Annotated in this window: 14 protein-coding genes; 1 reads left to right on the top strand and 13 read right to left on the bottom strand. The window is 69.8% G+C overall.

Annotation, left to right across the window (positions count from 1 at the left end; all coding sequences use genetic code 11):
- Nucleotides 1–27: 27 nt before the first annotated feature.
- From AB0P17_RS28400 to AB0P17_RS28345, 12 genes are all read right to left on the bottom strand, one after another.
- A complete protein-coding gene (locus tag AB0P17_RS28400; RefSeq protein WP_365814971.1) occupies nt 28–258 on the bottom strand; it encodes a phosphopantetheine-binding protein in 231 nt (76 codons plus the stop codon).
- A gap of 38 nt (nt 259–296) precedes the next feature.
- Nucleotides 297–1,862, bottom strand: a complete 1,566-nt coding sequence (locus AB0P17_RS28395) for an amino acid adenylation domain-containing protein (protein WP_365814969.1) — start codon at nt 1,860–1,862, stop codon at nt 297–299.
- Nucleotides 1,863–1,976: 114 nt separating this feature from the next.
- Nucleotides 1,977–2,606: an LmbU family transcriptional regulator gene (locus AB0P17_RS28390; protein ID WP_365814967.1), complete on the bottom strand. Its 630-nt coding sequence runs from the start codon at nt 2,604–2,606 to the stop codon at nt 1,977–1,979.
- A gap of 322 nt (nt 2,607–2,928) precedes the next feature.
- Entirely contained in the window at nt 2,929–3,705 is a 777-nt protein-coding gene (locus tag AB0P17_RS28385; RefSeq protein ID WP_365814965.1) for a 2OG-Fe dioxygenase family protein, read from the bottom strand.
- A gap of 58 nt (nt 3,706–3,763) precedes the next feature.
- Nucleotides 3,764–4,711 (bottom strand): aspartyl/asparaginyl beta-hydroxylase domain-containing protein, encoded by a 948-nt coding sequence (locus AB0P17_RS28380; RefSeq protein WP_365815007.1) that lies wholly within the window; start codon nt 4,709–4,711, stop codon nt 3,764–3,766.
- Between the two features lie 151 nt (nt 4,712–4,862).
- Nucleotides 4,863–6,152, bottom strand: coding sequence for an MFS transporter (locus tag AB0P17_RS28375; RefSeq protein ID WP_365814963.1), 1,290 nt, complete (start codon nt 6,150–6,152; stop codon nt 4,863–4,865).
- Nucleotides 6,149–10,117 carry an amino acid adenylation domain-containing protein gene (locus tag AB0P17_RS28370; protein WP_365814961.1) on the bottom strand — a complete coding sequence of 1,323 codons (3,969 nt, stop codon included), beginning with the start codon at nt 10,115–10,117 and terminating at the stop codon, nt 6,149–6,151. The genes AB0P17_RS28375 and AB0P17_RS28370 overlap by 4 nt, the downstream gene beginning before the upstream one ends.
- Nucleotides 10,118–10,127: 10 nt before the next feature.
- Nucleotides 10,128–10,898 carry an alpha/beta fold hydrolase gene (locus AB0P17_RS28365; RefSeq protein ID WP_365814959.1) on the bottom strand — a complete coding sequence of 257 codons (771 nt, stop codon included), beginning with the start codon at nt 10,896–10,898 and terminating at the stop codon, nt 10,128–10,130.
- Nucleotides 10,895–11,167, bottom strand: a complete 273-nt coding sequence (locus AB0P17_RS28360; RefSeq protein WP_365814957.1) for an MbtH family protein — start codon at nt 11,165–11,167, stop codon at nt 10,895–10,897. The genes AB0P17_RS28365 and AB0P17_RS28360 overlap by 4 nt, the downstream gene beginning before the upstream one ends.
- A 114-nt stretch (nt 11,168–11,281) precedes the next feature.
- Nucleotides 11,282–12,262 (bottom strand): LuxR C-terminal-related transcriptional regulator, encoded by a 981-nt coding sequence (locus tag AB0P17_RS28355; RefSeq protein WP_365814955.1) that lies wholly within the window; start codon nt 12,260–12,262, stop codon nt 11,282–11,284.
- Nucleotides 12,263–12,301: 39 nt separating this feature from the next.
- Entirely contained in the window at nt 12,302–20,239 is a 7,938-nt protein-coding gene (locus AB0P17_RS28350; RefSeq protein WP_365814953.1) for an amino acid adenylation domain-containing protein, read from the bottom strand.
- Nucleotides 20,240–20,256: 17 nt separating this feature from the next.
- Nucleotides 20,257–22,038 carry a condensation domain-containing protein gene (locus AB0P17_RS28345; RefSeq protein WP_365814950.1) on the bottom strand — a complete coding sequence of 594 codons (1,782 nt, stop codon included), beginning with the start codon at nt 22,036–22,038 and terminating at the stop codon, nt 20,257–20,259.
- Between the two features lie 209 nt (nt 22,039–22,247).
- On the opposite strand from AB0P17_RS28345, the gene AB0P17_RS28340 reads away from it, so the two are divergent.
- Nucleotides 22,248–23,639 (top strand): DegT/DnrJ/EryC1/StrS family aminotransferase, encoded by a 1,392-nt coding sequence (locus AB0P17_RS28340; protein ID WP_365814948.1) that lies wholly within the window; start codon nt 22,248–22,250, stop codon nt 23,637–23,639.
- A gap of 100 nt (nt 23,640–23,739) precedes the next feature.
- Here AB0P17_RS28340 and AB0P17_RS28335 read toward each other — a convergent pair whose 3' ends face one another.
- Nucleotides 23,740–24,705, bottom strand: coding sequence for a transketolase C-terminal domain-containing protein (locus AB0P17_RS28335; RefSeq protein ID WP_365814946.1), 966 nt, complete (start codon nt 24,703–24,705; stop codon nt 23,740–23,742).
- Nucleotides 24,706–24,707: the final 2 nt, after the last annotated feature.

Genomic DNA, 24,707 nt, shown 5'->3' with positions numbered 1-24,707 from the left:
GAGCGTGTCCGCACGGAATACGCCGTGTTACGGGGCGAGGGCGGCGTGGGAGTCGATGTAGGCGGCGATCGACGCCACGGTCGGGTTGAGGAACATCTGGTCCATGGGGACCTCGGCGCCCAGTTCCTCGATGAATGCGCCCTGAATCCTGACCATGATCAGGGACTCGCCGCCCAGGGCGAAGAAATCGTCGTCCGACGTGATGTCGTCACGCTGGAGTTCCCGGCACCAGATGGCGCGGACACGGTCGGCGGTCATCGCGTTCCTCTCGTTTGTCGTCACGGCCAAGGGCCGGGTCATGGCGCGGAGTTGCTGTCGGCGCACTGGGTGCGGCAGATGTCCGCCAGGACGGCGCGGTCCACTTTTCCGTGCGGGCTCAGCGGAATGCGCAGGATGTTCGTGAACCGGGACGGCAGCATGTTCCGCGGCAGAGTCCACAGCAGACGGGTGCGCAGGTCGTCCTCGGCGAGGTCCTTGCCCGAGGGGACGACGAACGCGTTCAGTTCGGCTTCACCGCTGTCGTTGCGGGTGGCCACCACGGCCGCCTCGCGGACGCCGGCCAGCCTGCCCAGAGCGCGTTCGACGTCGGCGGGGTCGATCCGCATGCCCCGCACCTTGACCTGGGCGTCCATCCGCCCGGCGACGACGAGTTCACCGCTGTCGTCGATCCGCCCGCGGTCCCCCGTGCGGTACAGGCGCAGTGGCGTCCCCTCCATGTCGATGGTCGTGAACTTGGCGTTCTCGGGGCCGCCGGCGCCCAGGTAGCCCGCGCCGACGCCGGCCCCGGAGATGCAGATCTCGCCGTACTGGCCCGCCTCGACCTCGCGCAGTTCTGCGTCCAGGAGGTGGATGGCGGTGTTGTGGGCGGGCCGGCCGACCGGGGCGATGTCGTGCTCGCCAGGCCGGTAGTGGGCCAGGTCGTAGGAGGTGGCGACGTCCGTGCACTCGGCGACGCCGTACTGGTGCAGCAGGGTGCAGGTGGTGCCCGGACGGCGCGCGAAGTGGGCGAGGCGTTCGCTCTTCAGCGCCTCCCCACCGAACAGTATGTAGTCGAGCCGGGCGAGGGCGTCGCCGCCGCGCGCGTTCTCCCAGTCGACCAGCAGGTACAGGGTGCTGGAGGCGCAGTGCACGACGCGGATGTCGTACTGGGTGAGCATGCGGTAGGCCAGCATGGCGTCGAAGTTGCGGCTGGCCATCAGGTGCTGAGTGGCGCCGCAGAACAGTGGTGTCATCAGGGCGCGCTGGGACAGGTCGAAGCCGAAGGCGGAGACGACCAGGTTGTGGGAGCCGCGGTGCAGGCCGTACTCGAGCTGGAGCCAGTTCATCAGGTTGAACCAGCCCTCGTGGCGGACCGCGGTCAGCTTGGGGGTGCCGGTCGAGCCGGAGGTGAACACCGCGTAGCAGAGGTCGTCGCCGGTGACGTGGACGTCGGGGACGGTCGCCGGGAGGGTCGCGAGGTGGCCTGCGAGCTGTTCGAGGTCGATGACCTCGACGCCCGCGGACTCGACCATCGCGGCCGTCGCCGGGGAGGCCACGATCAGGGCGAGGTCGGGCACCTGCCCGAGCAACAGCCGCAGGCGGGCCGCAGGGTAGGCGGGGTCGAAGGGCACGTAGGCCGCGCCGGCCTTCAGGATGCCGAGGATGGCGACGATCATGTCGATCGAGTAGTCGAGGCAGACGCCGAACTTCGCGCCGCGGCCGTGGCCGCGTGCGGTGAGCAGGTGCGCGAACCGGTTGGCCCGCGCGTCGAGTTCCGCGTACGTCACTTGCCGGCCGGACCACACGACGGCGACGGCGTCGGGGGTGGTCCGCACGTGCTCCTCGAAGCGGCGATGGACGACGGGCGAGGGCGGCAGAGCCACCCGTTTTCCCTGAAGGATCATCAACTGACTCCCATGTACAAGGTGTCCGGTCGGGCGGGCCGGCGCGGCACCTGGGCGGAGGGTTCGCCCCGGGCGCACCGGGGCGGTGCGCTCTCAGGCGCTCTGGCGTGCGGCGCTCGCCAGCATCCGGGCCACCCACTTGTCGACGGGCAGCCCGTGCGCGGCGGCGGCCTTGGTGCAGTACTCCAGCTGGCCGGCGGACAGCTCGATGGTCAGTGTGGTGATCTTGCTCCCGCCCTGCTCTCCGGCCGGCGACGCGGCCTCGGCGGTGGCGTCCTGCCCGCCGTCGCCGGTGCTGTCGGGGAGCTCATCCCGGTCGCTCTGCGCGGCCAGGCCGGCGCGCACCGCGCGGCGCAGTTCGTTGCGCGACCACTTCTGCTGTTCCGCCGTGCGCAGCCAGTAGTCCTGCTCCGGCGGGGAGAGCCGGGTCACCTCGGCGTGGTGGGCGAAGCTGAGGCTGTCGCGCCGCCGGTCGTGCTCGAAACGGCGGGCCACCCAGGCGTAATTGCGCAGGGTCTGGTAGTCGAGCCCGGTCCGCTCCACGGCCTCCTTGTAGCGCCGCCACCCGTAGGTGGCCTCCCCGTAGATCAGCCAGTCCGCGAGCCACCAGGCCGAGGAGTTCACCAGCTCCCGCAGGTTGGCCCCGATCTGTTCCCAGGACCGCTCGGAGAGGTTCTGTGGGAAGACCATCCCCGACTTCCGCACCGTGGCGTGCGTCCCCACGAAGGACAGGACATCGTGCTGGGCCGGCTCCCCCGACGTGTGGGGCCTTGGCCTGTACCTACTCGCAACGGTCACAGCGCCCGTCACCACCCTCATCTTCCAACTCACAGTGTTCGCCCGGTCTGGACGCTCGCCCTGCCGGGAGCAGCCGGCGGGCGGGCCGGCCGGGCACCGCAGGGGCCCGGATGCGGGACCCTGCGGCCTGACAGGGCGTCGGTCCGATGCGGCCGGTCGGCGTTCAGTGCGCCGCGATGGCCTCGCGCACGCTCCGCGGCGCGGGTCGGTCCGGTTCGACTCGACGTACTCCAGGCAGTCGGCGGCCTCAGATGTACTGCCGCATCGGGGTGAAGTCGACCAGGATCACCGCACGCTCGCCCGTCTCCGGGCCGGCCCCGCGCCTGATGGGGGACACGTAGTGGCTGACCTTCTCGTCGGTGACGCCGTAGGACTCCAGAGGCTTGGTCAGTTCGAACTCGGCCAGAGCCTCGCCCTCGGGCACGTCCTCGGGCAGCTTGCCCCGGTACTTCGGCGGCGCGATCACGTTCGAGCCGCCGACGACGTTGCGGCGATAGACCAGGTGCGCGAAGACGAACGGCTCGCCGTCCTGATGGAGCTCATTGGGCGAGGAGATGGCCTCGCGTCCGGGGTCGTCCACCGCCAGCTTGATCAGATGCACCCCGACGTGCAGCGGGAACGCCGCGTCGTTCCGCGACCATCGCGTCTGGGCGAAGTCGAAGGACAGGATCTCGTGGATGATCGGGTTGTTCCGGGCTGTCTCACTCATGGCGGGCAGCTTGCGGACCACACCGACGTAGTCGGGGTTGTGGTCGGCCTGCCAGTAGCCGTTCATCCAGCCCTGTTCGCCGAGGTGCGTGTCCGGAATCCAGCTGAACTCTCGCGACCAGGGGAGGAAAATACCGCGGGCGTAGCGGCGGTTGCGCCCTTCCTCCGTCGCATAGGGGTCCGGTGGCAGGTCGACGAACTCGGCGCGAAGGCTCTGGAAGGACTCGTCGGATTCGGCTATCCCGAATTCCTCGGCGAGGTCCCAGCGGGCGAATCCGTTCTCGACGAGGGCGGGCGTTTCGATCAGTGTCTGCATGACTGTCCCCAAGCAGTGGTCGTGATGGGTGGACTGTGGTGGCTGACGGTTCGGGCCGTCAGACCGTGGCGAGCGTGTGCGCCGGGCGGACGACCACCTGGCGCCGGCGTCCGCGCCGGGTGGAGAGCTCCACTCGCGGATCGTCGTCGAAGAGGTCGAGGCGGAGCAGTCGTTCCTCGCTCCAGCCGAGCAGCCGGAACTCGCCGGCGCCCAGGTGCAGCAGCTCCACGGGCGTGCGCCCTTCGGCGCGCAGGACCAGGCGGCCGTCCTCGGCGGTCACTTCGGCGGCGAGGTCGCTCTCCTGGTCGTCGACCACGGGAAGTCCCCACTCCATGAAGGAGAACGGCACCGCGAAGGTGCAGCTGAACTCGGCGAGTTCGCGCGACGTGAGCGGCAGCACAGGGCGGTAGTAGGCGATGTCGCTGGTAGGCAGCTCCGCTCGGAAGCTGTCCGGGAACAGGGCCAGCAGATTCTCGTTGGTGGCGCAGTCCGCGACCAGGTGGATCCGGGCGCGGTCACCGGCGTTCCGCAGGGAATGCGGTCGCTCGAAGTCGGCGTACCAGAGCGTTCCCGGCTGCCACCGCTGCTCGACACCGTCCAGCACCAGTACCGCCCCGGGATTGGTGACCAGCGGGATGTGCAGCCGTACGTAGCCGTAGGGGAGCCCGAGCGGGGTGTCCGAGTGCTCTTCGACAGACACACCGGGGGCCAGGGCCATCAAGCGGACGCTGCGCAGTTCGGTGCCCAGTTCGGACAGGATCCGACTGAGGTAGGGCGCCTTCGCCATCAAAGGCGTGTCGGCGAACCCGTCACGTCCCGGGCCACCGGGATCGGTGCGCTGGAGGTCCCCGCCCGGCGCACGGAGGGAAAGAACCTTCCAGTCCACATCGGATTCCTCTCCGACGACGCCGTCCTCGAAGGACCGTTGCAGTGCCCAGAATTCGGAACCGCTGAGCTCTATGAGATCCGATTTCAGTCGATCGACATCCAGGTCGTCCCGTAGCATCACTGTGGCCGGAAGGTTTTCCAAGGAGCTCGTCCCTTGCATGAAGGCCTCGCTTCAATGAGATTTGTTCGCTTTTCCTTGCTGTCGAAATCTTACTTCTCTGTCGCGCCAGGAAAGGCGTCTGACGGCGGGCAGAAGCGGCCAGGACGCTTTAGGGCATGACCTTTCCTGCCTCGACCGAAAGAATTGAACGATCGGATTCGGGGAAATCACGCAGTCTTCGTATTGGGCTGCACAACAGAATGGCCGTTGCCAGTACCTGCAGGCCGGTCATCATCCACATCGTTTCCCGGACACCGGACAACTCGCCGAGTGTGCCGCCGAGCAACCCGCCGAAAGCGATGGCGCCGAAGCTGATCACGGCCGCGCTGGCACTGATGCGCCCGATCAGGTCGGGTGGGCAGTACCGCTGGCGGAAGGTGTCGGTGATGATGTTCGCCGCCACCACACCCGCGCCGACACCGACACCGCCGACGACGAAGAACGCGAGGCCGGCCCCCGGGCCGGTCAGCGGAAAGAGCAACGTGAAGGGCGCGGCACCTACCAGGCAGATCACCACGGCCCGCGCGCTGCCGTATCGCCGGGACACGCGGTGGGACAGCAGCACTCCGAGGACTCCGCCGAGACCACACAACGTCAGCACGGCGCCGACCACGGCCTCGCCGACCCCGACCGTCCGTACCAGGAACGCCACTTCGATCGAGCTCAGGCCGGTCAACGCGATGTTGGACACCGCGCTGAATACCGCGAGTGTGCGCAGAATGGGATCCCGGAACAGGAATCTCAGGCCGTCGCGGACTTCGGTGCGCAGTCGGCGCCGCCGGACCTCCGGGGGCGGCGAGGGCGGCGGTTCGGTGATCCGGATCGCCCGCAGACAGAGCCAGGACACCAGGAAACTCAGCGCGTTGGCCACCAGTCCGGCGACGGCACCGAAAGCCTGCACCAGCATTCCGGCCAGACCTGGGCCGATGACCTCGGCTGTCGACTCACTGCCCTGCAACCGCGCGTTGCCGGCCAGTAGCTCCGTGTCGGAGAGCAGTGTCGGCAGATACGCACGTTGCGCGGTGGTGAAAAAGACGCTGGCGCAACCGCAGATGAAGGCGGCCGCGAGCAGATGCGGAATGGTGAGTACGTCTGCCCAGGCCGCGACCGGAACACTGATGAAAGCGACGAAGGAAACGGCATCGGAGACCAGCATCACCGGGCGGCGGGGAAGGCGGTCCACCCAGGCGCCCGCGGGCAGACCGAGCATCAGCCACGGCAGATAGGCGACGGACGTCAGCAGTCCGACAACGAAGGTACCCGCGTGCAGGGTGAGGACGGCGACCAACGGCAGCGCCACCACGGCGATCCCGTTGCCGAGCAGACTCATGGTCTCCCCGAACCAGAACAGCCGGAACTCGCGCCCGGTCACCGAGCCTTGGCGGGTCCTGACGCTCATCGTTCCCCCGCCGTGGGCCGCGGAGTGTCCAGTTGCGCGAGTTTCCCGGCGAGGACGGCGCCGATCCGCGACATCGGCTCCGCCTGGGTGATCTCACCGTGGGCGCAGTCGATTTCATGCACCTCGAGCCTTCCGGTCACGTGGTCACGCCAGGATTCCGGTGCGGGGGCGTCCTCCGGCTTCCCCTCCGTGGCGGACATGAACACCATGTCCCCCCGGTACGTCCGGGGCTGGAGTTCCTCGTAGATCCGGTCGTTGTCCACGAACACGCGGGCCAGCGCGGCGGCTTCCTCACGCGTCAGCCATTCGAGCGTGCTGCCCGGTCGGCGGACCGTCCGCTCGTAGTCGTCGAAGCTCAGCGGTTCCTCGCCGCACTCGGAGAGGTCGTACCCCAGAGAGTCGAGGAGTTCGGTGAATGTCTCCGAACTGCCGTCTTCGAGTGGCCGGTAGCCGGGTACCGAGTCGGGCGGGTAGCCGTCCAGCAGTGCGAGCAGGTCGACCTGGGCTCCGCCGGCCTGGAGGTCGGTGGCCAGGAGGTGGGCGAGCACGGCACCGAAGGACCATCCGATCAGCCGGTAGGGCCCTTCGGGTTGGACGGACCGGATCCGCTCCACGTAGTCCTTGACCATCCGGTGCCAGGATCCGCCGACCGCCCTCGCGTCGTTGAGGCCTTTGGCTTGCAGACCGTACACGGGGTAGCCGGCGTCGATGTGGCCGAGCAGGCCCGCGTAACCCCAGCTGATCCCCGCGGCCGGATGCACGCAGAACAGCGCGGGCCGATCGCCTCCTGTCCGCAGGGGCAGCAGGGGCGCCAGCGGGTCGTGCTGCGCGCCCGCGGCCAGCCGGTCCGCCAGGTCTGCGACGGTGGGCGCCTGGAACAGGTCCACGATGGTGAGTTGGCCTCCGAGCACCGCTCGTACCCGGGAGAGCAGCCTGACGGCCAGCAGGGAGTGGCCGCCCAGCTCGAAGAAGCTCTCCTCGGCTCCGACCCGGCTGAGCCCCAGGACCTGCGCGAACAGATCGCAGAGGACCTCCTCGTAGGGTCCGCACGGGCCACGCGACGCCGGACGGTGCGCGAAGTCCGGGGGCGGCAGCGCGTCCCGGTCGAGTTTCCCGTTGGGCGTCATCGGCAGCCGTCCCACCGGCTGGAAGAACGACGGGATCATGTGGTCGGGCAGGATCGAGGCCAGCCGGTCGCGCAGTTCGCGCGGGTCGAGCGCGTGGTCCGTGGCCGGCTGTACGTACCCCACGAGCCGCTTGTCGCCCCTTGCGTCCTCGCGCACGGCCGCGGCGGCCTGCGCCACGCCGGGGCAGCGGGTCAGCGCGGCCTCCACCTCGCCGAGCTCGATCCGGAAGCCCCTCACCTTGACCTGGTCGTCGACGCGGCCCAGATAGTCCAGCCTGCCCTGGCGGTCCCACCGGACCAGGTCACCGGTGCGGTACATGCGGCTGCCCGTCTCCCCTTCCGTCACGTAGGGGCAGGCGACGAACCGTTCGGCGGTCGCGGCCGGGCGGTTCAGATAGCCGCGGGCCACGCCGGGGCCAGTCACGTACAACTCGCCCGGCACACCCGGCGCGACGGGTTGCAGCCGCTCGTCGAGCACGAAGACCCTGGTGTTCCCGATCGGTCGTCCGATCAGCGGGTGCGGGCTGTCCGCGGCGTCCCACCACAGCGCGTCCAGGGTGCATTCCGTGGGGCCGTAGAGGTTGTAACAGAGCGTGCCGGATGCCTCCCGGATGCGCGTCCACAGCGACTGGCCGGCGGCTTCCCCACCGAGCAGCAGCACCAGCGGCGCCCGTGGCCCGGACAGCAGGCCCTCGTCGAGCAGGTGCTCCGCGTAGGTGGGGGTGACGTCGAGGACGTCAACCTCGGCGGCCCTGACGTAGGCGGTCAACGCGACGGCGTCGCGCCGGACGTCGTCGCCGATGACATGGAGTTCATGTCCCGCCAGCATCCAGAACAGCGCCTCCCACGATGTGTCGAACGACAGCGAGGCGGTGACGGCGGACCTCAGCCGCCGGCCCGCCGCGGCCTCGGTGCGTGCGATGAGGCCCGCGCGGTGGAAGGCGTACAGGTTGCCGAGGGCGGAATGCGGCGTCACCACGCCCTTGGGACGGCCGGTGGATCCGGAGGTGTAGATGACGTATGCGGCACTGTCCGGCAGTACACGGCACTTCAGGTCGGCCACGGGGCCGGACGGCGTCCCGATCCGGTCGGCGAACACCGCGGGCAACTCACCGAACCCGTGGGCCACCGCGGTCGCGGTGTCCGTGACGACGGCGACCGGTGCGGCGTCGCGCAGCATGTGCTCGATGCGGTCCGGTGGGTATTCGAGGTCGACGTGCAGGTAGGCCGCACCCGTCTTGAGTACCGCCAGCATGGCGATGACGGACTCGGCCGACCGGGGCAGGGCCAGTGCGACCACCCGCTCCGCCCCGGCTCCCTGAGCGCGCAGACGACGTGCGAGCAGGTTGGCACGAGCGTTGAGTTCGGCGAACGTGAGCCTCGTGCTCCCGCACACCACCGCGGTCGCTCGCGGCGTTCGCGCGGCCTGCGCCTCGAACAGCTCCGGCACGGTGGCCGGCGACGCGGGTCGGGCGGTGTCGTTCCACGCGACGAGGGCTTGGTGCCGGTGCTCGGCGGAGAGAGGGTCGGCGTCGCCTATGGGCCGTTGCGGGGCCGACACGAGTTGCCGCATCAGCCTGGGCAGGGCATCGGCGATGTGGTCGACGGTGGCCCGGTCGAACAGGCCGGTGGCGTACTCGAGGGAACCGTCGATGCCGGCGGCTTCCCCGTCCGGCGTGCGATGCTCCCGGAAGTCGGCGGACAGGTCGAACTTCGCGACCTCCCAGTCCAGTCGCTCCTCGGTACAGGTCAGGCCCGGCAACGAGAACGTCGCCTCCTCTCCCCTGGACAGGGTGAGCATGACCTGGAAGAGCGGATGCCGTGCCAGCGACCGTTCCGGGTTCAGGTCCTCGACCAGCCGCTCGAAAGGAATGTCCTGGTGGTCGTAGGCGGCGAGATCGGCGTCCCGCACCCGGTGCAGCAGCTCGCTGAACGTCGGATCACCGGCCACGTCGCTGCGCAGTACCAAGGTGTTCACGAAGAAACCGACGACGCCTTCCAGCGCATCGTCCAGGCGTCCCGCCACCGCGGTGCCGATGGGGATGTCCGTACCGGCCCCCAGCCGGGACAGCAGTACCGCGAGCCCGGCCTGGAGCACCATGAAGGTGGTGCACCCGTGGTCGGCGGCGACCGCGAGCAGACGGCGATGCAGATCGCCGTCGAGCTTCAGCGGTACGCAGTCACCGCGGTGGTCGGCGATCGCGGGGCGCGACCGGTCGAACGGCAGGTCCAGCTCGGCGGGCAGCCCGGCCAACTGCTCCCGCCAGAAGGACAGCTGTGTCGCGAGCAGGCTCGCCGGGTCGTCCTCCTCGCCCAGCAGATCACGCTGCCATACGGCGTAGTCCCGGTAACTCACCGGAAGCGGCGACCACTGAGGTGACTCGCCCGCGGCCCTGGCGCGGTACGCCGCGGCCAGGTCGGTGAGCAGCGGCTGCCAGGACCCCTCGTCGCAGGCGATGTGGTGGAGCACCAACGCCAGCACGTGTTCCCGGGGTGCCAGCGCGAACACCGTCGCCCGGATGGGGAGATCGGCCGTCAGGTCGAAGCCTCGGTCGACGGTGGCGGACAGCATCTCGGTGAGTCCGCTCTCCTCGCACGCGACCACGTCCAGCTCGGGCCGTCGGTCACGTACGCGCTGTACGGGTTCGCCCTCGACACCGGGGTACACCGTGCGCAGCACTTCGTGCCGGTCCGCCAGGTCGGCGAGCGCCGCTGCCAGGGCGGTTCGGTCCAGTTCGCCTCTCACCCGGATGACGAGCGGGCAGTTGTAGACCGCCGACCCGCCGTTCACGCGATTCAGGAACCACAGCCTCCGCTGGGCGTAGGACACGGGGGACACGGGCAACTCCTCAGGAAGCAGAGCCGGTTGCGGCGGAATTGATCGAAGCGATCCGGCTCGGGAGGGTCTGCCAGATCTCCGGGGTGTAGAAGTGGCCGCCGCCGAGCACGTCGTGCCGGTACGGGCCGGAGGTCAGGGCGCTCCACCGAGCGGCCGCGTCGGCGCTGATCAACGGATCGTCGGCACCGAAGAACACCTGAAGCGGCACGCTCACCTCGGCGCCGCCGTAGACGAAGGTGTTGCGGACGTCGATGTCGGCCCGTACCAGCTCCAGCGCCACCTCGGTCAGGCCGGCGTGTTCACGGACGTGCTGGGGCAACAGGCCGTGGGTTCCGAGCCACTCCAGGAGTCGCTCGTCCGCGTCCTGGGGCGTGGGAAGGAGTTCGCTGTCGGTCAGGCCGCGGTCCGGGGCATTGCAGGAGGACAGGACGAGCGCTTCGGGCTTTCGCACCTCGTCACCGTCGAGCCGGGCGGCCACGTCGAAGGCCATCCAGCCGCTCATGCTGTGCCCGAAGAGGATGTACGGGCCGAGATCGGCTTCGCGCAGTGATCGTGTGACATCGGCGGCCAGTTCGCCCCAGTCACGGGCGAAGTCCTCGGCGAACCGTCCCTCCCTGCCGGGGTAGCAGAGCACGACCAGGTCCGTCCCCGCGGGCATGTGCGCGGTCCACGGCTGGTACGCGGCCGTGCCACCGCCGAAGAAACTCAGGCCGACCAGAGTCAGCCCGGCGCCCGGCGTCCGGTGCAGGGGCACCATCGTGGTGTCCCGTACGCCGCTCACTGCGACGTCCCGGTGAACGTCGGCCCGGCATCAGCGATCTCGTTCGCTGCCGGCGGTCGGGCCCCGTCCATCGTGGCCGCCAGACCGGCCGGCCGCATGTCCGTCCAGTTCTCCTCGACATGGGCCAGGCACGCGGTCCGTGTTCCCGCTCCGAAGACGGTGGACCAGCCGGCGGGCACGTCGATGCTCGCGGGCCACAAGGAGTGCTGTCGCTCCGCATTGGCCAGGACGAGATAAGAGCCGTTCTCGTCGTCGAACGGATTGTTCACGGAATTGTCCTTTCAAAGTGGTCAGGTCATGGCGATCAAGCCGGGCCGTGGAGATCGGACCCAGCCGGGGTGACGTTGCGTCAGAAATAGGTGCGGGGCAGGCCCGTTCGGTCGTCAGAGCCAGCCGCGCCGGGCGGCCTTGACCCCGGCCTCGAAGCGGCTGCGGGCGCCGAGGCGCTCCATCAGCACCGCCATCATGCGTCGAGCGGTCCGGTGCGAAACATGCAACTGACCTGCGGCGGCCGCATCGGTACACCCCTCGGCGACCAGCCTGAGCAGCGCCCGTTCCTTGCCGTTCAAGGTCTCGTCCGTCGTCGAACGCCCGGCGTCCAGCGGTGTGGCCAGCGACCAGGTCTGTTCGAACAGAACGATCATGGGAGCGACGAGGCCGGGATCGGCGACCTGGAGCGCGCCCGCCGCCGGGTTCTGCGGGTCGAGGGGTACCAGCGCGACCGTACCGTCGAACAGGATCATTCCCGGCAGCGGCGCCTCAATGCCGCGGAACTGGCCCCCGTTGCCGGTCAGCCAGCGCACGTGCGCCATGGTCGCGGCGTCGTAGGAGTCGGTGTCCGTGCCGACGGTCCGGATCGACACCGAGCGGCTCAGCAACGCCGCGTCATTGCGGCGCGCCGCCGAGAGTTCCGGCGTCGACCGCGCGCCACCGGGCACGAGCGTCAGCGCCTCACGGGTGGCCTCCCCCGCCAGCCGGTCCACCCGGCACTGCACCTCGTCCATCCCCAGGAGCCGCTCGACCTGTTCGACCCTGCCCGGCCGGCCGGAGGCGTCGGACATGAGCAGGCGAACCACCTCGGCATGGGTCTCGGCGACCCGCCGCTGCCGACGCATCAACTCCTCGTACTGGCCGGCCAGCGACTGCTGCAGGCTCAGGACCGGGTCGACCACCGCGAATCTGCCGGGCACCTCGAAGGATCGCCGAACCAGGCCGAGTTCGAGCAGCCGGTCGATACAGGCACGGACCAGATCCGGAGCGACCGCCAGCCGGTCGGCGATCTCGTCGGCGACCGGCGGAGGCGATACGCCCATCTCCCGGTACACCGCTTCCTCCATCAGTTCCAGTCCGAACATGGTGAGCATCAGATCCCTCTCCCAGGTGTGTCGGTGGACGTCCCACTGTCAGTGGGACGTGGCAGGCCGCAGCGCCGGCCGGGCGGGCCGGGCCTTCACCAGGTATGCGGCGACCCCGGCGACGGTCGGGGCTCGGAAGAGTTCCCGGACCGGCAGCTCCAGCCCCAGGGTCGAACGCACCCGGGAGATCAGCTGGGTCGCCAGCAGCGAATGCCCGCCCAGGGCGAAGAAGTTGTCGTCGATGCCGACCGAGTCCCGGCTGAGCACCTTGGCGAACAGCTCGCTGAGCACCTCCTCGTTCGCCCGGCGCGGGCCGGTGGTGGTCGGCGCCGCGCCCCGCGACGGAGCCGGGCATGCGGTGACGACACCGGACCGCCGGCCCCGGACCGGTGGTACGTCGAGGTCGGCGACCAGCCGTTCCGGGTCTCGGGCCACCTGCGTCAGCAAGCTGCGCAGGCCGTCGGCGAGCCGCTCACCCGTCGAGGCGTCGAACAGCGCGGTCGAGTACGTCAGGGCCCCGACCAGCCCGGCCGGCGCTCCGTCCTGGTCGAGCCGCTCCTCCACATCGATGACCAGGTCGAATTTGGCGGTGGTCGACGGGACCGGCCGTTCGGTCGCCCGCAGACCGGGGAATTCCGGACCGGCGGTCGCGTGCTGGAGCTGGACCATGTTCTGGAAGAGCGGGTGGCGGCTGAGCGAGCGTGGTGGATTCACCTCTTCGACCAGCCGCTCGAACGGGACGTCCTGGTGCTCGTAGGCCGCGAGGTCGGTGGCCCGGACGCGACGGAGCAGCTCCGCGAAGCTCGGGTTCGCCGAGACATCGGTCCGCAGGACCACCGTGTTGACGAAGAACCCGACGACCTCGTCGGCCGCGTCGTCCGTCCGTCCGGCCACCGTTGTGCCGATCGGAATATCCGTCCCCGCGCCCAGCCTGCTGAGCAGGGCGGCGAATCCGGCTTGGAGCACCATGAACAGCGTGCAGTTGTGCTCCTTGGCGACCGCGAGCAGGCTTCGATGGAGGTCGGGACTCCACTCGACGTTCGCCGATCCCCCCGCGTAGTCGCTGCTCTCGGGCCGGGGCCGATCCGTCGGCAAGGTCAGTTCCACCGGGAGATCGGCCAGCTGGGCGCGCCAATGGCTCAGCTGACGGGACAGCACACTGTCCTGGTCTTCCTCACTGCCCAGCAGATCCCGTTGCCACAGCGCGTAATCGGCGTACTGTACCGGCAGTTCGTCCCACTGGGGAGCGTCGCGCCGCGTGCGGGCGGCATAGGCGGCGGAAAGGTCGCGCATGAGCGGTCCGAGCGACCAGCCGTCGCAGATGATGTGGTGGAACACCAGCAGCAGGACGTGATCCTCCTGGCCCGTCGTGAACAGGTGGGCGACCATGGGGGGGTGTGCGGCCAGATCGAACGGATGGTCCGCGGCCGCGCGAATCGCCGCCTCGACCTCGGCCTCGGACACCTCTCGGTGGACCAGTTCCGGCCGGACCGCTCCCGGCGCGAGCACCGACTGCACCGGCCGGCCGTCATGGTCGACGAAAACCGTCCGCAGACTCTCGTGCCGGTCCGTGACATCGGACAACGCCTGTTCGAGAACTCCCCGGTCCAGCGGACCGGACAGCCGCAGAGCGACAGGAAGGTTGTAGCTGGTGCCTGTTTCCTCCCACTGGCTCAGGAACCACAGTCGCTGCTGGGCGAAGGACAGCGGCAGCACGTCCGGGCGTTTCCCCGGCCGGAGCGCCGGCCTGCCGGGGAGAATGTCGTCAAGGCTCTCCGCCAGCCCGGCCACGGTCGGGGTACTGAACAGCAGACGGGCGGGCAGTTCCACACCCAGCACGGAGCGCGCCCTGCTGCTCAGTCGCACAGCCAGCAGGGAGTGGCCGCCGAGATCGAAGAAGCCGTCGTCGATCCCCACCGCGTCACGTCCGAGCACTTCCGCGAACAGCCCGCACAGGAGCTCCTCGCGGAGATCGCGCGGCGCGCGCCGGGTGCCGGTGGGGTACGCCGGTTTCGGCAGCGCGGCGCGGTCGAGTTTGCCATTCGGTGTCAACGGCAGTTCCTCGATCACCACGATCGCGGCGGGCACCATGTAGTCCGGCAGGTTCTGCCGTGCGAACTCGCGCAGTTGCCTCACGTCGAGTTCCGTGTTCCGCGCGAGCACATATCCGACGAGACGGTTGTCCCCGGGCCGGTCCTCGCGCAGGACCGCCACCGCGTGCGCGACGCCCTCGTGGCGGGCCAGTGCCGCCTCGACCTCGCCGAGTTCGACCCGGAAACCACGGATCTTCACCTGGTCGTCGGCCCGGCCGAGGAATTCCAGCGCGCCGTCGTCGGTCCACCGGACCAGGTCACCCGTGCGATACATACGCCGCCCGGGCCTGAACGGGTTCGCCACGAACCGCTCCGCGGTCAGGGCAGGACGGTTCACGTAACCGCGCGCCAACTGGGCTCCCGATACGTACAGTTCACCGATCACCTTCGGCGGGACGGGACGCAGCCGCGGGTCGAGCACGAACACGTCCACTCCGGCGATCGGACGGCCGATCAGGGGGCGGTCGCTGTCGTCCGACGTCCAGAAGAGGGAGTCCACGGTGGTCTCGGTCTGTCCGTAGATGTTGTAGACGGTGATCCCCTCGGTTTCCCGGATCCGTGTCCACAGCTTCTCGCCCACCGTTTCCGCGCCGGTCATCAGCACCGCCGGCGGTGTTCCGGCCGGGTCGAGCATGCCCTGCTGGATCAGCTCTTCGGCATAGCTGGGCATCACGTCGAGAGCGTCGATGCCGCACCGGTCCAGGTACCGGGCCATGGCGGCGGGGTCGCGGCGGGTGTCGTCGCCGATGAGGTGGAGTTCGTGGCCGACGGCCTGCCACAGCAGACCGACGACCGAGGTGTCGAAGGAGAGGGACGCGGTCAGCGCCATCCGGCAGCGCCGCGAACCCCGGGTCCGTTCGGCGGTGGCGATGACCTCGTCACGGTAGAAGGCGAGCAGATTGGCCAGCCCGCCGTGGGTCACCATCACGCCCTTGGGCAGGCCGGTCGACCCCGAGGTGTACACGACGTATGCCGGATGCTCCGGGGCGATCGCGATCTTGAGTTCTTCCGGTGATTCGTCGTCGAGCGCGGGGCCGTCGATGAGCACCGGTTCGCGTGCGGGCAGCGACTCGGCGGATGCGCTGTCGGTGACGACCAGGGCGGCGGCGGAGTCCTCCAGCAGGTGGGCGATCCGCCGAGCCGGGTACGCCAGGTCGACGAAGAGGAACGCGGCGCCCGCCTTCAGTACCGCCAGTAGCGCGACCACCAGGTCCATGGACCTGGGCAAGGCCACCGCCACCACTCGGTCCGGGCCCGCACCCCGGCTCACGAGCTGGCGGGCGAGCCGGGTGGCACGTGCGTCGAGCTCGGCGTAGGTCATCGTGGTGTCCTCGAAGACCAGCGCCGTCGCGTCCGGCGTGCGGGCGACCTGCTCCCGGAACGCGTCGGGCAGGAACACAGGTCGCCGCGCGAGCGTGGGCACGGGCGGCGCGGCGAGGAAACGCCGCCGTTCCCCGTCCGAGAGCACGTCGACAGCGCCGATCGGTCGTTCCGGGGCGGCGAGCACCTGTTCCAGCAGCCGTCGCAGGCGCGTCACGAGTTGCTCGGCGGTGGTCCGGTCGAACAGTTCCTCGGCGTACTCGAGGTAGCCGGTCAGCCCGGCCGGTGCTCCCTCGGCATCGCGCTCGTCCATCAGTTCAAGACTGAGGTCGAACTTGGCGACGTCCCAGGTCACCGGGGCCCGTTCCGCCTCCAGTCCGGCGAAGGCCGGGGTGGTGGTCTCGGCGTGCTGCACCTGGAGCATGACTTGGAACAGGGGGTTCCGGGACAGCGACCGCTCGGGCTGCAGGGCCTCGACGATACGCTCGAAGGGGACGTCCTGGTGTCCGAATGCCTCCAGGTCGGTGTCCCGGACCCGTCGCAGCAGTTCGGCGAACCCGGGATCGCCCGCGGTGTCGGTGCGCAGCACCAGGGTGTTGACGAAGAACCCGACCAGGTCGTCGAGCGCGCTGTCCGACCGGCCCGCCACCGGGGTGCCGAAGGGGATGTCGGTGCCCGCGCCCATACGGGTCAGCAGTGCCGCGAAACCCGCCTGCACCACCATGAACAGGGTGCAGCCGGCGGACCTGGCAAGATCGAGCAGCCTGCTGTGCAGCTCCGGCTCCCAGTGGACGGCCACGGTCCCACCGGACTGCGTCGCCACCGCGGGGCGCGGCCGGTCCACCGGCAACGTCAGCTCCGCGGGCAGTGCGGCCAACTGCTGCTGCCAGTAGGTCAACTGGCGGGCCATCAGACTGTCCGCGTCCTCGGCGTCGCCGAGCAGCTCTCGCTGCCACAGTGTGTAGTCGGCGTAGCGCACGGGCTGCGCCGGCCAGTCCGGTGCGCTCCCGTCGCATCGGGCGGTGTACGCCAGGCCGAGGTCCCTCAGCAGCGGACGCAGGGACCATCCGTCGGCCGCGATGTGCTGAATGACCAGCAGCAGGACGTGCTGCTCCTGGCCGAGCAGGAACAGCGTGGCCCGGACGGGTGCGTGTGCGGTGAGGTCGAACCGGTGACGGACCCGCTCCGCCATGGCGTCGGCGAGGTCCCCCGGTGCCACCTCGACGACCTCGATCCCGGGAACCGAGTCCAGTGCGACCGGGTGCGGCTCACCACTTTCCTCGGGGAAGATCGTGCGCAGGCTTTCGTGCCGTTCCGCCACGTCGGCGAACGCCTGTGCCAGAGCGTCCCTGTCCACCGCCCCGGTGAGACGGACCGCGACGGGCACGTTGTACGTTCCTTCGTCGCGCTCCATCCGGTTCAGGAACCACAGACGTCGCTGGGCGAACGACAGCGGTACGGGCTCCGCTCCTGCCCGGGCGGTCAGCGCGGGGCGCGCGGCTCCGGTCAGCCGGGCCAGTCCGGCCACCGTGGGTTCGGCGAACAGGTCCCGGATCTCGAACCCCTCCCCCAGGACCGACCGGATCCGGGAGAGCAGCCGGAGCGCCAGCAGGGAGTGCCCTCCCAGGTCGAAGAAATGGTCGTCGATCCCCACGCGGGGCACCCCGAGCACTTCGGCGAAGAGTTCGCACAGGATCTCCTCACGCGGACTCCGCGGCTCCCGTACGGCGCCCGCGGCCCGGTCCGGCTCCGGCAGCGCGGCCCGGTCGAGCTTCCCGTTCATCGTCGTCGGCATGGTCTCGACCAGGACCACCGCGGCGGGGACCATGTAGTCGGGCACGCTGTCCGACACGAACCGGCGGAGTTCCCGGCCCGTGAGGCCCGAGGACCGGGCCATGACATACGCGACCAGGCGCTGGTCACCCGGCCGGTCCTCCCTGAGGACGACCGCGGCCTGCATGACCTCGGGGTGGCCGGCCAGCACCGCCTCGACCTCGCCGAGCTCCACGCGGAAGCCCCGGATCTTCACCTGCGCGTCCGCGCGGCCGACGTACTCCAGCTCCCCGTCGGCGGTCCACCGGGCCAGGTCACCCGTCCGGTACATGCGCTCCCCCGCCGAGAACGGGCAGGCCACGAACCTCTCGGCGGTCAACGCGGGGCGCCCGCTATATCCCCTGGCGAGCTGGATCCCGCCCAGGTACAGCTCGCCCACCACCCCCGGCGGCACCGGCCGCAGCCCGCCGTCCAGCACATACGCCGCCACATTGGCCAGCGGCCGGCCGATCGGCACCGAACTTCCCTCATCGCCACGGCGGCACTGCCAGTAGGTCGCGTCGACAGCGGCTTCGGTCGGTCCGTAGAGGTTGTGCAGTTCGGTGGAGCCGAGCGTGCTGAACAGTTCACGTTGTGTTTCCGCGGACAGAGCCTCACCGCTGGAGATGATCCGGCGCAGGCTCGTGCAGCCGGCCGCGCCGGGCTCACGGAGGAAGGCTTGCAGCATCGAGGGCACAAAGTGTGTGACGGTCACCGATTCACGCTGGATCAGCTCGGCCAGATAGACGGGGTCGCGGTGTCCGCCGGGCTTCGCCAGCACCAGGCTCGCCCCGGAGATCAGCGGCCAGAAGAACTCCCACACCGATACGTCGAAACCGGCCGGGGTCTTCTGCAGCACCCGATCGGCATCGGTGAGCCGGTACTGGGCCTGCATCCACAGCAGACGGTTGACTATGGCCGCGTGCGAAACCACGACCCCCTTGGGCCGTCCGGTGGATCCGGAGGTGAAGATGACATAGGCGGAGTGCGCCGGGCGCGGTCGCACCGGCCGGGCGGGGACCCGCGCGATCGGCTCGTCGAGCAACAGCTTCGGTGGAGAGCCGGGGAGGGCGCCGGCGCTCTTCGAGTCGGTCAGTACGAGGATCGGCCCGGCATCCGCGACCATCGCGGCGATCCGCCCGGCGGGGTGGTCCAGATCCACCGGAAGGTAGGCCGCGCCCGCTTTGACGACAGCGAGGATCGCGACCACCAGTTCCACCGAACGGGGCAGTGCCACGGCCACGACCCGGTCCGGGCCCGCGCCTCTGTGGGCGAGCTGCGCCGCCAGCCGATCCACTCGTTCGGCCAGCTCGGCATAGCTCAGTTGCTCGTCGGACGCCACCAGGGCCGTCGCGTCCGGCGTGCGTCGGACCTGCTCGGACCACAGGTCGGCGAGCGTCACCTCGGGCAGCTCGACCGCGGTGTCGTTCCACTTCCGTACGATCCGGTCGAACTGCTGGGGCGACAGCATGGTCAGCGCGGAGAGCGCTCGGTCCGGATCCTCGGCCACCTGCTCGAACAGCAGCACAAGCCGGTCGGCGATCTCGGCCGCCCGGTCGGCGGTGAACAGGTCCGGGCGGTAGTGCAGGCGCAGCGCGAGCCGCTCACCCGGTTCGACGGCCAGGGTCAGCGGATAGTGCGCGCTGTCACGGAAGGTGACGCGCACCTCCAGTTCGCCGTCGGGCGAGTCGACCTTGTAGTCGTGCATCGGGAAGTTGTCGAAGACCACGTTGGTGTCGAAGAGCGCGGTCGGGGACCCGGTCAGGGTCTGGATCTCCGTCAGGCCGAGGTGGTCGTGGTCGAGCGACGCGGCGCGCCCCGCCTGGATCTGATCGAACAGCGCGCTCACCGAAGCCGCCCGGTCCAGCCGTACCCGTACCGGAACCGTGTTGATGAACATCCCGATCATCGAGTCCGCGCCGGTCAGCTCTGCCGGACGGCCGCTGACCGTCGAGCCGAACACCACATCGTCGCGTCCGGTGAGTGAACCGACCAGGATGGCCCAGACCGCTTGGCACACCGTGTTGAGCATGACGTGGTTCCTGCGGGCGTGCGCGGTCAGCAGCGCTGTCGTGTCCGACGGCAGCAGCACGGTCACCTCCTCCGGCGGCGGACCGCTCCGGGAATCGGCGGGCGCGACGAAAGTGGGCTCGGTCACCCCCTCCAGGGCCGCCGCCCAGTGCCGCTCCGCGCCGGCCCGGTCCTGTTCCGTCAGCCATGCCAGGTAGTCCCGGTACGGACGCACCGACGGCAGGCCGGCGGTACCGCCCGCCCGGGAATACACCGCGAACAGCTCCTGGAACAGCAGGGCGAAGGACCACCCGTCCAGCAGGAGATGGTGGGCGGTCACCAGCAGCCGGTGGCGGCGGGCGGTGTGCCGCACGAGAGTGAACCGGATCAACGACGATCCGCCGACGTCGATGCCCCGGGCCCAGTCCTGCTCGGTCAGTTCGGCGATCCGTTCCGGCGCGCCTTCCTGACCGATCTCGGTCTCCCGCCAGTCCAGCGGAACATCGCGGCGGACCACCCGTATCGGTTCGCCTGTCTTTCGGTACCGGAATCCGGACCGCAATGTGGCGTGGCGCCGTATCACGGTGTCCGCGGCCGCCCTCAGGAGCGCGGAATCCACCGGTCCGTCGAGGTCCACCGCGAATTGCGCGAGGTATGGGCTGTGCTTTTCCCGGTCGAACAGCGCGTGAAAGAGGAGGCCTTCCTGCAAGGGCGACAGGGGAAGGATGTCCTCGACTACCGATTGGTTCATCTTCAGTGTCAACTTCCTCAGAAGGCCCGCAGATCGGATTCGATCTCTTCGAGTTCGTGCTGGCTGAGCGAGCTCAGGGTCAGGTCGGACGGGGTGAGTCCGCCCGCTCCGGGTTCGCGGGCGTGCGCGACCAGGGTCCGGAGCATCCGGAACCACGATTCCGCCAGCTCGCGGGTGTCCGCCTCGGACACGACGCTGTCGGCCCAGGTCCAGGTGGCCCGTAGCACCGGGCCGTCCGCCCGGTCCACCGTGGCCACGTTGACCTCGATGCTGTGGGCCATGGGCATGCCTGATCCCGTGTCGTCCACACCGGTCCCGTACTCCGGTACGACCGACCAGTCGTCGTCCGAGACCTCGAAACGGCCCAGGTAGTTGAAGACGAACTCCGGCTGGGCCGCCTTCTCCAGCAGCGCACCCGTTCGCGGGTTCAGATAGCGAAGGAGGCTGTACCGGACTCCCTTGTCGGGAACGCCGCGCACCTGCTCCTTGACCCGCTTCACCGCGTTCCCCACCGCCGCCCCGGCGGCGTGCGCATCCGTCCGGTCCGGTTCGCCCAGGTCGAGCCTGATCGGGAACAGGCTGGTGAACCAGCCGACGGTCCGGGAGAGATCCAGCTCCGCGAGTGCGTCCTCCCTGCCGTGGCCTTCCAGGTGCAGCAACGCGGTGCCGTCGCCCGCCGTGCCGCGTCCGCGGTGCCAGTCGCGCATCGCCTGCGCGAGACCGGCGAGGAGAACGTCGTTGATACCGGCGTTGAACAGCGACGGCACTGTGGTCAGCAACGCCTCCGTGAACTCGGCCGGCAGGAACTCGGTGAAACCCCGGTCCCGGCTTTCCACGTCCTGACCGGGCACCCTCGCCCGGTCGCCGAACCGGGCGGCGCCGGGACGCAGCCGTTCGAGCCAGCCGGGGAGTTCCGCGACACTGGCCTGCGCGTGCGCCTGCTCGCCGAGTACTTCGGACCAGCGGCGGAACGAGGTCGGCACGGGATCGAGGGTGATCGCGGCACCCTTCTCGACGGCCTGCCAGGCCGTCGCGAGATCGGCGGCCAGGATGCGCCAGGAGACCGAGTCGACGGCCAGATGATGGACGACCAGGGCGAGCATGCCCTGGCGATCCGGTCCGGCATCGAACCACACGGCCTGGAGGACGTTGCCCTCCTGGGGGCGCAGCCTGTCGCGCGCCGCGTCCGACTCCTGTCGCACCAGCGCGGCCCGCTCCTCCTCGGGGCGCCCCGCCACATCGGTCCGCCGGACGGCCGGGGCCGCGTCGACCGCGCCCACCGGCAGGGTCTCCAGCACCCAGTCAGCCTCGTCGCCCGGCACGGACAGCCGCAGGCGCAGGATGTCGTGGTGGTCGAGCAGAGCCTGCACCATCGATATCAGACGAGGTTCCGTCAGCCCTGAAGGCGTACGCAGGACCGCGAACTGGTTGTAGGTGTCGACCACGCCACCGCGTTCCCGGAACCAGTGCATGATCGGTGTGGTGACGACCGGTCCCACCCCGCTGTCCGCGACCGGCGCCGGCTCCTTCTCCAGCGTGGTGGCCGTCTGTGCCAGTGCTTCCATGTCCCGCCGCGTCAGCACATCGCCGACGGTGATCCGCAGACCGGCTTTCCTTGCCCGGCTGACGAGTTGCATGGCGATGATGCTGTCTCCGCCGAGCGCCACGAACCCGTCGTCGATCCCGACGTCGCTCACCCCGAGGACGTCGGCGACCAGTTGGCAGAGGACGCGCTGGTAACGGGTGACCGGAGTTCTCCCGGCCACACTGGAATTCGCTTCGTCGAAAGGGCTGGTCACGTATTCCCTCATTCCGGGTCCGGTCTGGAATCAGGAACGAAGTTAGCGAGCGGCGCTCGCCACCGGCGGCAGTCGGAGCGGCAATTCGCGGGAGCACCGCGAAGGAACGCAGGTGAATTGCCGGTGTGATTGCCGCCGGACGCCACGGAGCACGCCGACGATGACATGCGCGACGTTCGAACGGAATCACCTTGAGAAGAGGTTCAGCGGTGACAATCCAGCAACCGGCCCGGCTGACGGTCGACCTTGCGATGTTCGGCGGTGGCCGGGCCGTGCCCAGGGAACTCGGGATCAGGCCCTGGCCGATGGTGACCGATCAGGACGAGCAGGCGGCCCATCGGGTACTGAGGTCCGGACGGTTCACCTCCGCCTCGTCGGGAGAGCAGGAGATCGTGGGCCTGGAGCGGGAGTGGGCGCAGTACGTCGGCACGGAGCACTGTGTGGCGGTGAGCAACGGAACCGCGGCGCTGTCGGTCGCCCTGAGCGCCGCGGGTGTGGAGCCCGGCGACGAGGTCATCGTGCCCGCCCTGAGCTTCATCGGCAGCGCCACCGCTCCGCTCCATCTCATGGCCGTACCGGTGTTCGTGGACATCGACCCCGTCACGTTCAATCTGGACCCCGCGGCGCTGGAGGCCGCGATCACCAGCAGGACCAAGGCGATCGTCGTGGTCCACCTGCACGGTCTGCCCGCCGATCTGGACCGGATCACCGAGATCGCCGCCCGGCACGGGGTCACCGTGGTCGAGGACGCCGCGCAGGCGCACGGCGCCCGGTACCGGGGCCGGTCCGTGGGCTCGATCGGCGCGGTGAACACCTTCAGCCTCAACGTCAGCAAGAATCTCGCCACATGCGGTGAGGGCGGCCTGATCACCACCGATGACGCGGACGTGGCGACGAGGGCGACCATGCTGCGGCAGTTCGGTGAACTCATTCCGGCAGGCGGCGAGCGCAGTTACGTGGCGCATCTGCTGGGCTGGAACTGCAAACCGAACGCGATACAGGCGGCCTTCACCCGTAGCCGTCTCGCTCAACTCCCCGCCGAAACGGCCGTCCGCGACGAGAACGTCGGCCGGCTGCTGGGACGGCTGGCCGCGTATCCCGGCTTCCAGGTGCCCGAGGTCCCACAGAACCGCACCCATGCCTGGCACATCCTGCGCATCCGGGTGAATCCCGCCGCCTTCGGGCTGGCCGACGACTTCGCGGGCCCGCTGCGCTCCGTCGTACAGCGGGCCCTGCGTGCCGAAGGGGTGCCCGCCGTGCCCTACCAGCTGCAGCCGTTGCCCGCGCAGCGGGTCTTCACCGGCCGCCGCGGGTTCGGTGCCTACCCGTGGGCGTTGCCCGGCGTCGTGGACCGCCCTTACCGTCCCGAGGACTTCCCGGCCACCCTGCGCGTCCTCGACGACTCCTTCACGATCCAGAAGGCGCACCTGCATCCGGACTCAGGACCGTTGCTCGACCGGTACGCCACCGCGTTCGAGAAGGTCTGGCACCACCGCGAGGCACTGGCCGCCATCGCCGCGACGACGGACTACACACCGCACTGGGAACGCGCCGCGGAGATCGCCGACACCGAATGGGCCGGAGCGTTCCACGCCCGATGACCTCGACCCACTCCAGCCCGTGATCCCGGTCCTGGATCACGGGCTGGAGTGGGTCGAGGTCCGGTCCGGAACGCCGGGGTCGCTTCGGCGCCGGGGGGGGTCAAGCCAGCAGTCGTCGCACGTGCTCGGTCACCGTCGCGACGGAGATCCCGTTGCGCGCCAGTAGATGCCGGTGTCCCCCGGTACCGGCGGCGAACCGGTCGGCGACCGCCACCCGCCGTACCGGACAGGCGACACCCAGGTCGGCCACGACCTCGGCCACCGCGGAACCGAGGCCCCCGGCCGCCCAGTGTTCTTCGACGGTGACGATTCCGCGCGTGCGGGTGGCGGCCGCGACGATCGCCTCCCGGTCGAGCGGTTTGACCGTGTGCATGTTGAGCACGGCCACGTCGATCCCGTCGCGGGCCAGTTCGTCGGCGGTCTCGACCGCGCTGAGCACGGGATGCGGTCCGGTGGCGATCAGCGTCACGTCGGTTCCCCGGCGCAAGGACTGCGCGACCCCGATGCGCACCGGCTCCGCCCCCGGCGCAAGGCTCGGCGTCGCGCCGCGCCCGAGGCGCAGGTACACCGGTCCCGGCAGCTCGGCGCCGGCTCGGACCAAGCTCTCGGTGGCGGGGCCGTCCGCGGGCACCAGCACCGTCATGTTCGGCAGCATCCGCATGACGGCGAGGTCTTCCAGCGCGTGGTGGGTGGAACCGAGGTGGCCGGCGGAGAGCCCGCCGTGGGTGGCGACGATCCGTACCGGCAGGTTGTTCAAGGCGATGTCGAGCTTCACCGCCTCCAGCGCTCGGGTGGCGGCGAAGGTCGCCATGGTGTTGACGAAGGGGATCCGGCCGGACCTGGCCAGTCCCGCCGCCACGCCCATCAGGTTCTGTTCCGCGATACCGAGGTTGAGATACCGCCGCGCGCTCTCGCCCCATGGGGTGGCGGAGAACAGGCCGGTGTCGCTGTCCAGGCACACACGGCGTTCGTCCTCGCCGAGCAACTCGACCAGTACGTCCCGGTACACCTCCCGGGCCTCGCGGGTCTCGTCGGGCACGGTGGGTTCGGCTGTCACGACGGACATGT

This window comes from Streptomyces sp. NPDC088124 (genome assembly GCF_040685895.1).
Lineage (GTDB): Bacteria > Actinomycetota > Actinomycetes > Streptomycetales > Streptomycetaceae > Streptomyces.
The sequence above is the reverse complement of the archived record's forward strand: the minus strand, read 5'-3'. Positions and strand labels throughout refer to the sequence as shown.

Coding starts and splice junctions, on each gene's coding strand:
- AB0P17_RS28380 (WP_365815007.1), bottom strand. CDS start 4,711: ATGCTACGGGACGACCTGGATGTCGATCGACTGAAATCGGATCTCATA.
- AB0P17_RS28335 (WP_365814946.1), bottom strand. CDS start 24,705: ATGTCCGTCGTGACAGCCGAACCCACCGTGCCCGACGAGACCCGCGAG.
- AB0P17_RS28355 (WP_365814955.1), bottom strand. CDS start 12,262: ATGCTCACCATGTTCGGACTGGAACTGATGGAGGAAGCGGTGTACCGG.
- AB0P17_RS28400 (WP_365814971.1), bottom strand. CDS start 258: ATGACCGCCGACCGTGTCCGCGCCATCTGGTGCCGGGAACTCCAGCGT.
- AB0P17_RS28375 (WP_365814963.1), bottom strand. CDS start 6,152: ATGAGCGTCAGGACCCGCCAAGGCTCGGTGACCGGGCGCGAGTTCCGG.
- AB0P17_RS28350 (WP_365814953.1), bottom strand. CDS start 20,239: ATGAACCAATCGGTAGTCGAGGACATCCTTCCCCTGTCGCCCTTGCAG.
- AB0P17_RS28385 (WP_365814965.1), bottom strand. CDS start 3,705: ATGCAGACACTGATCGAAACGCCCGCCCTCGTCGAGAACGGATTCGCC.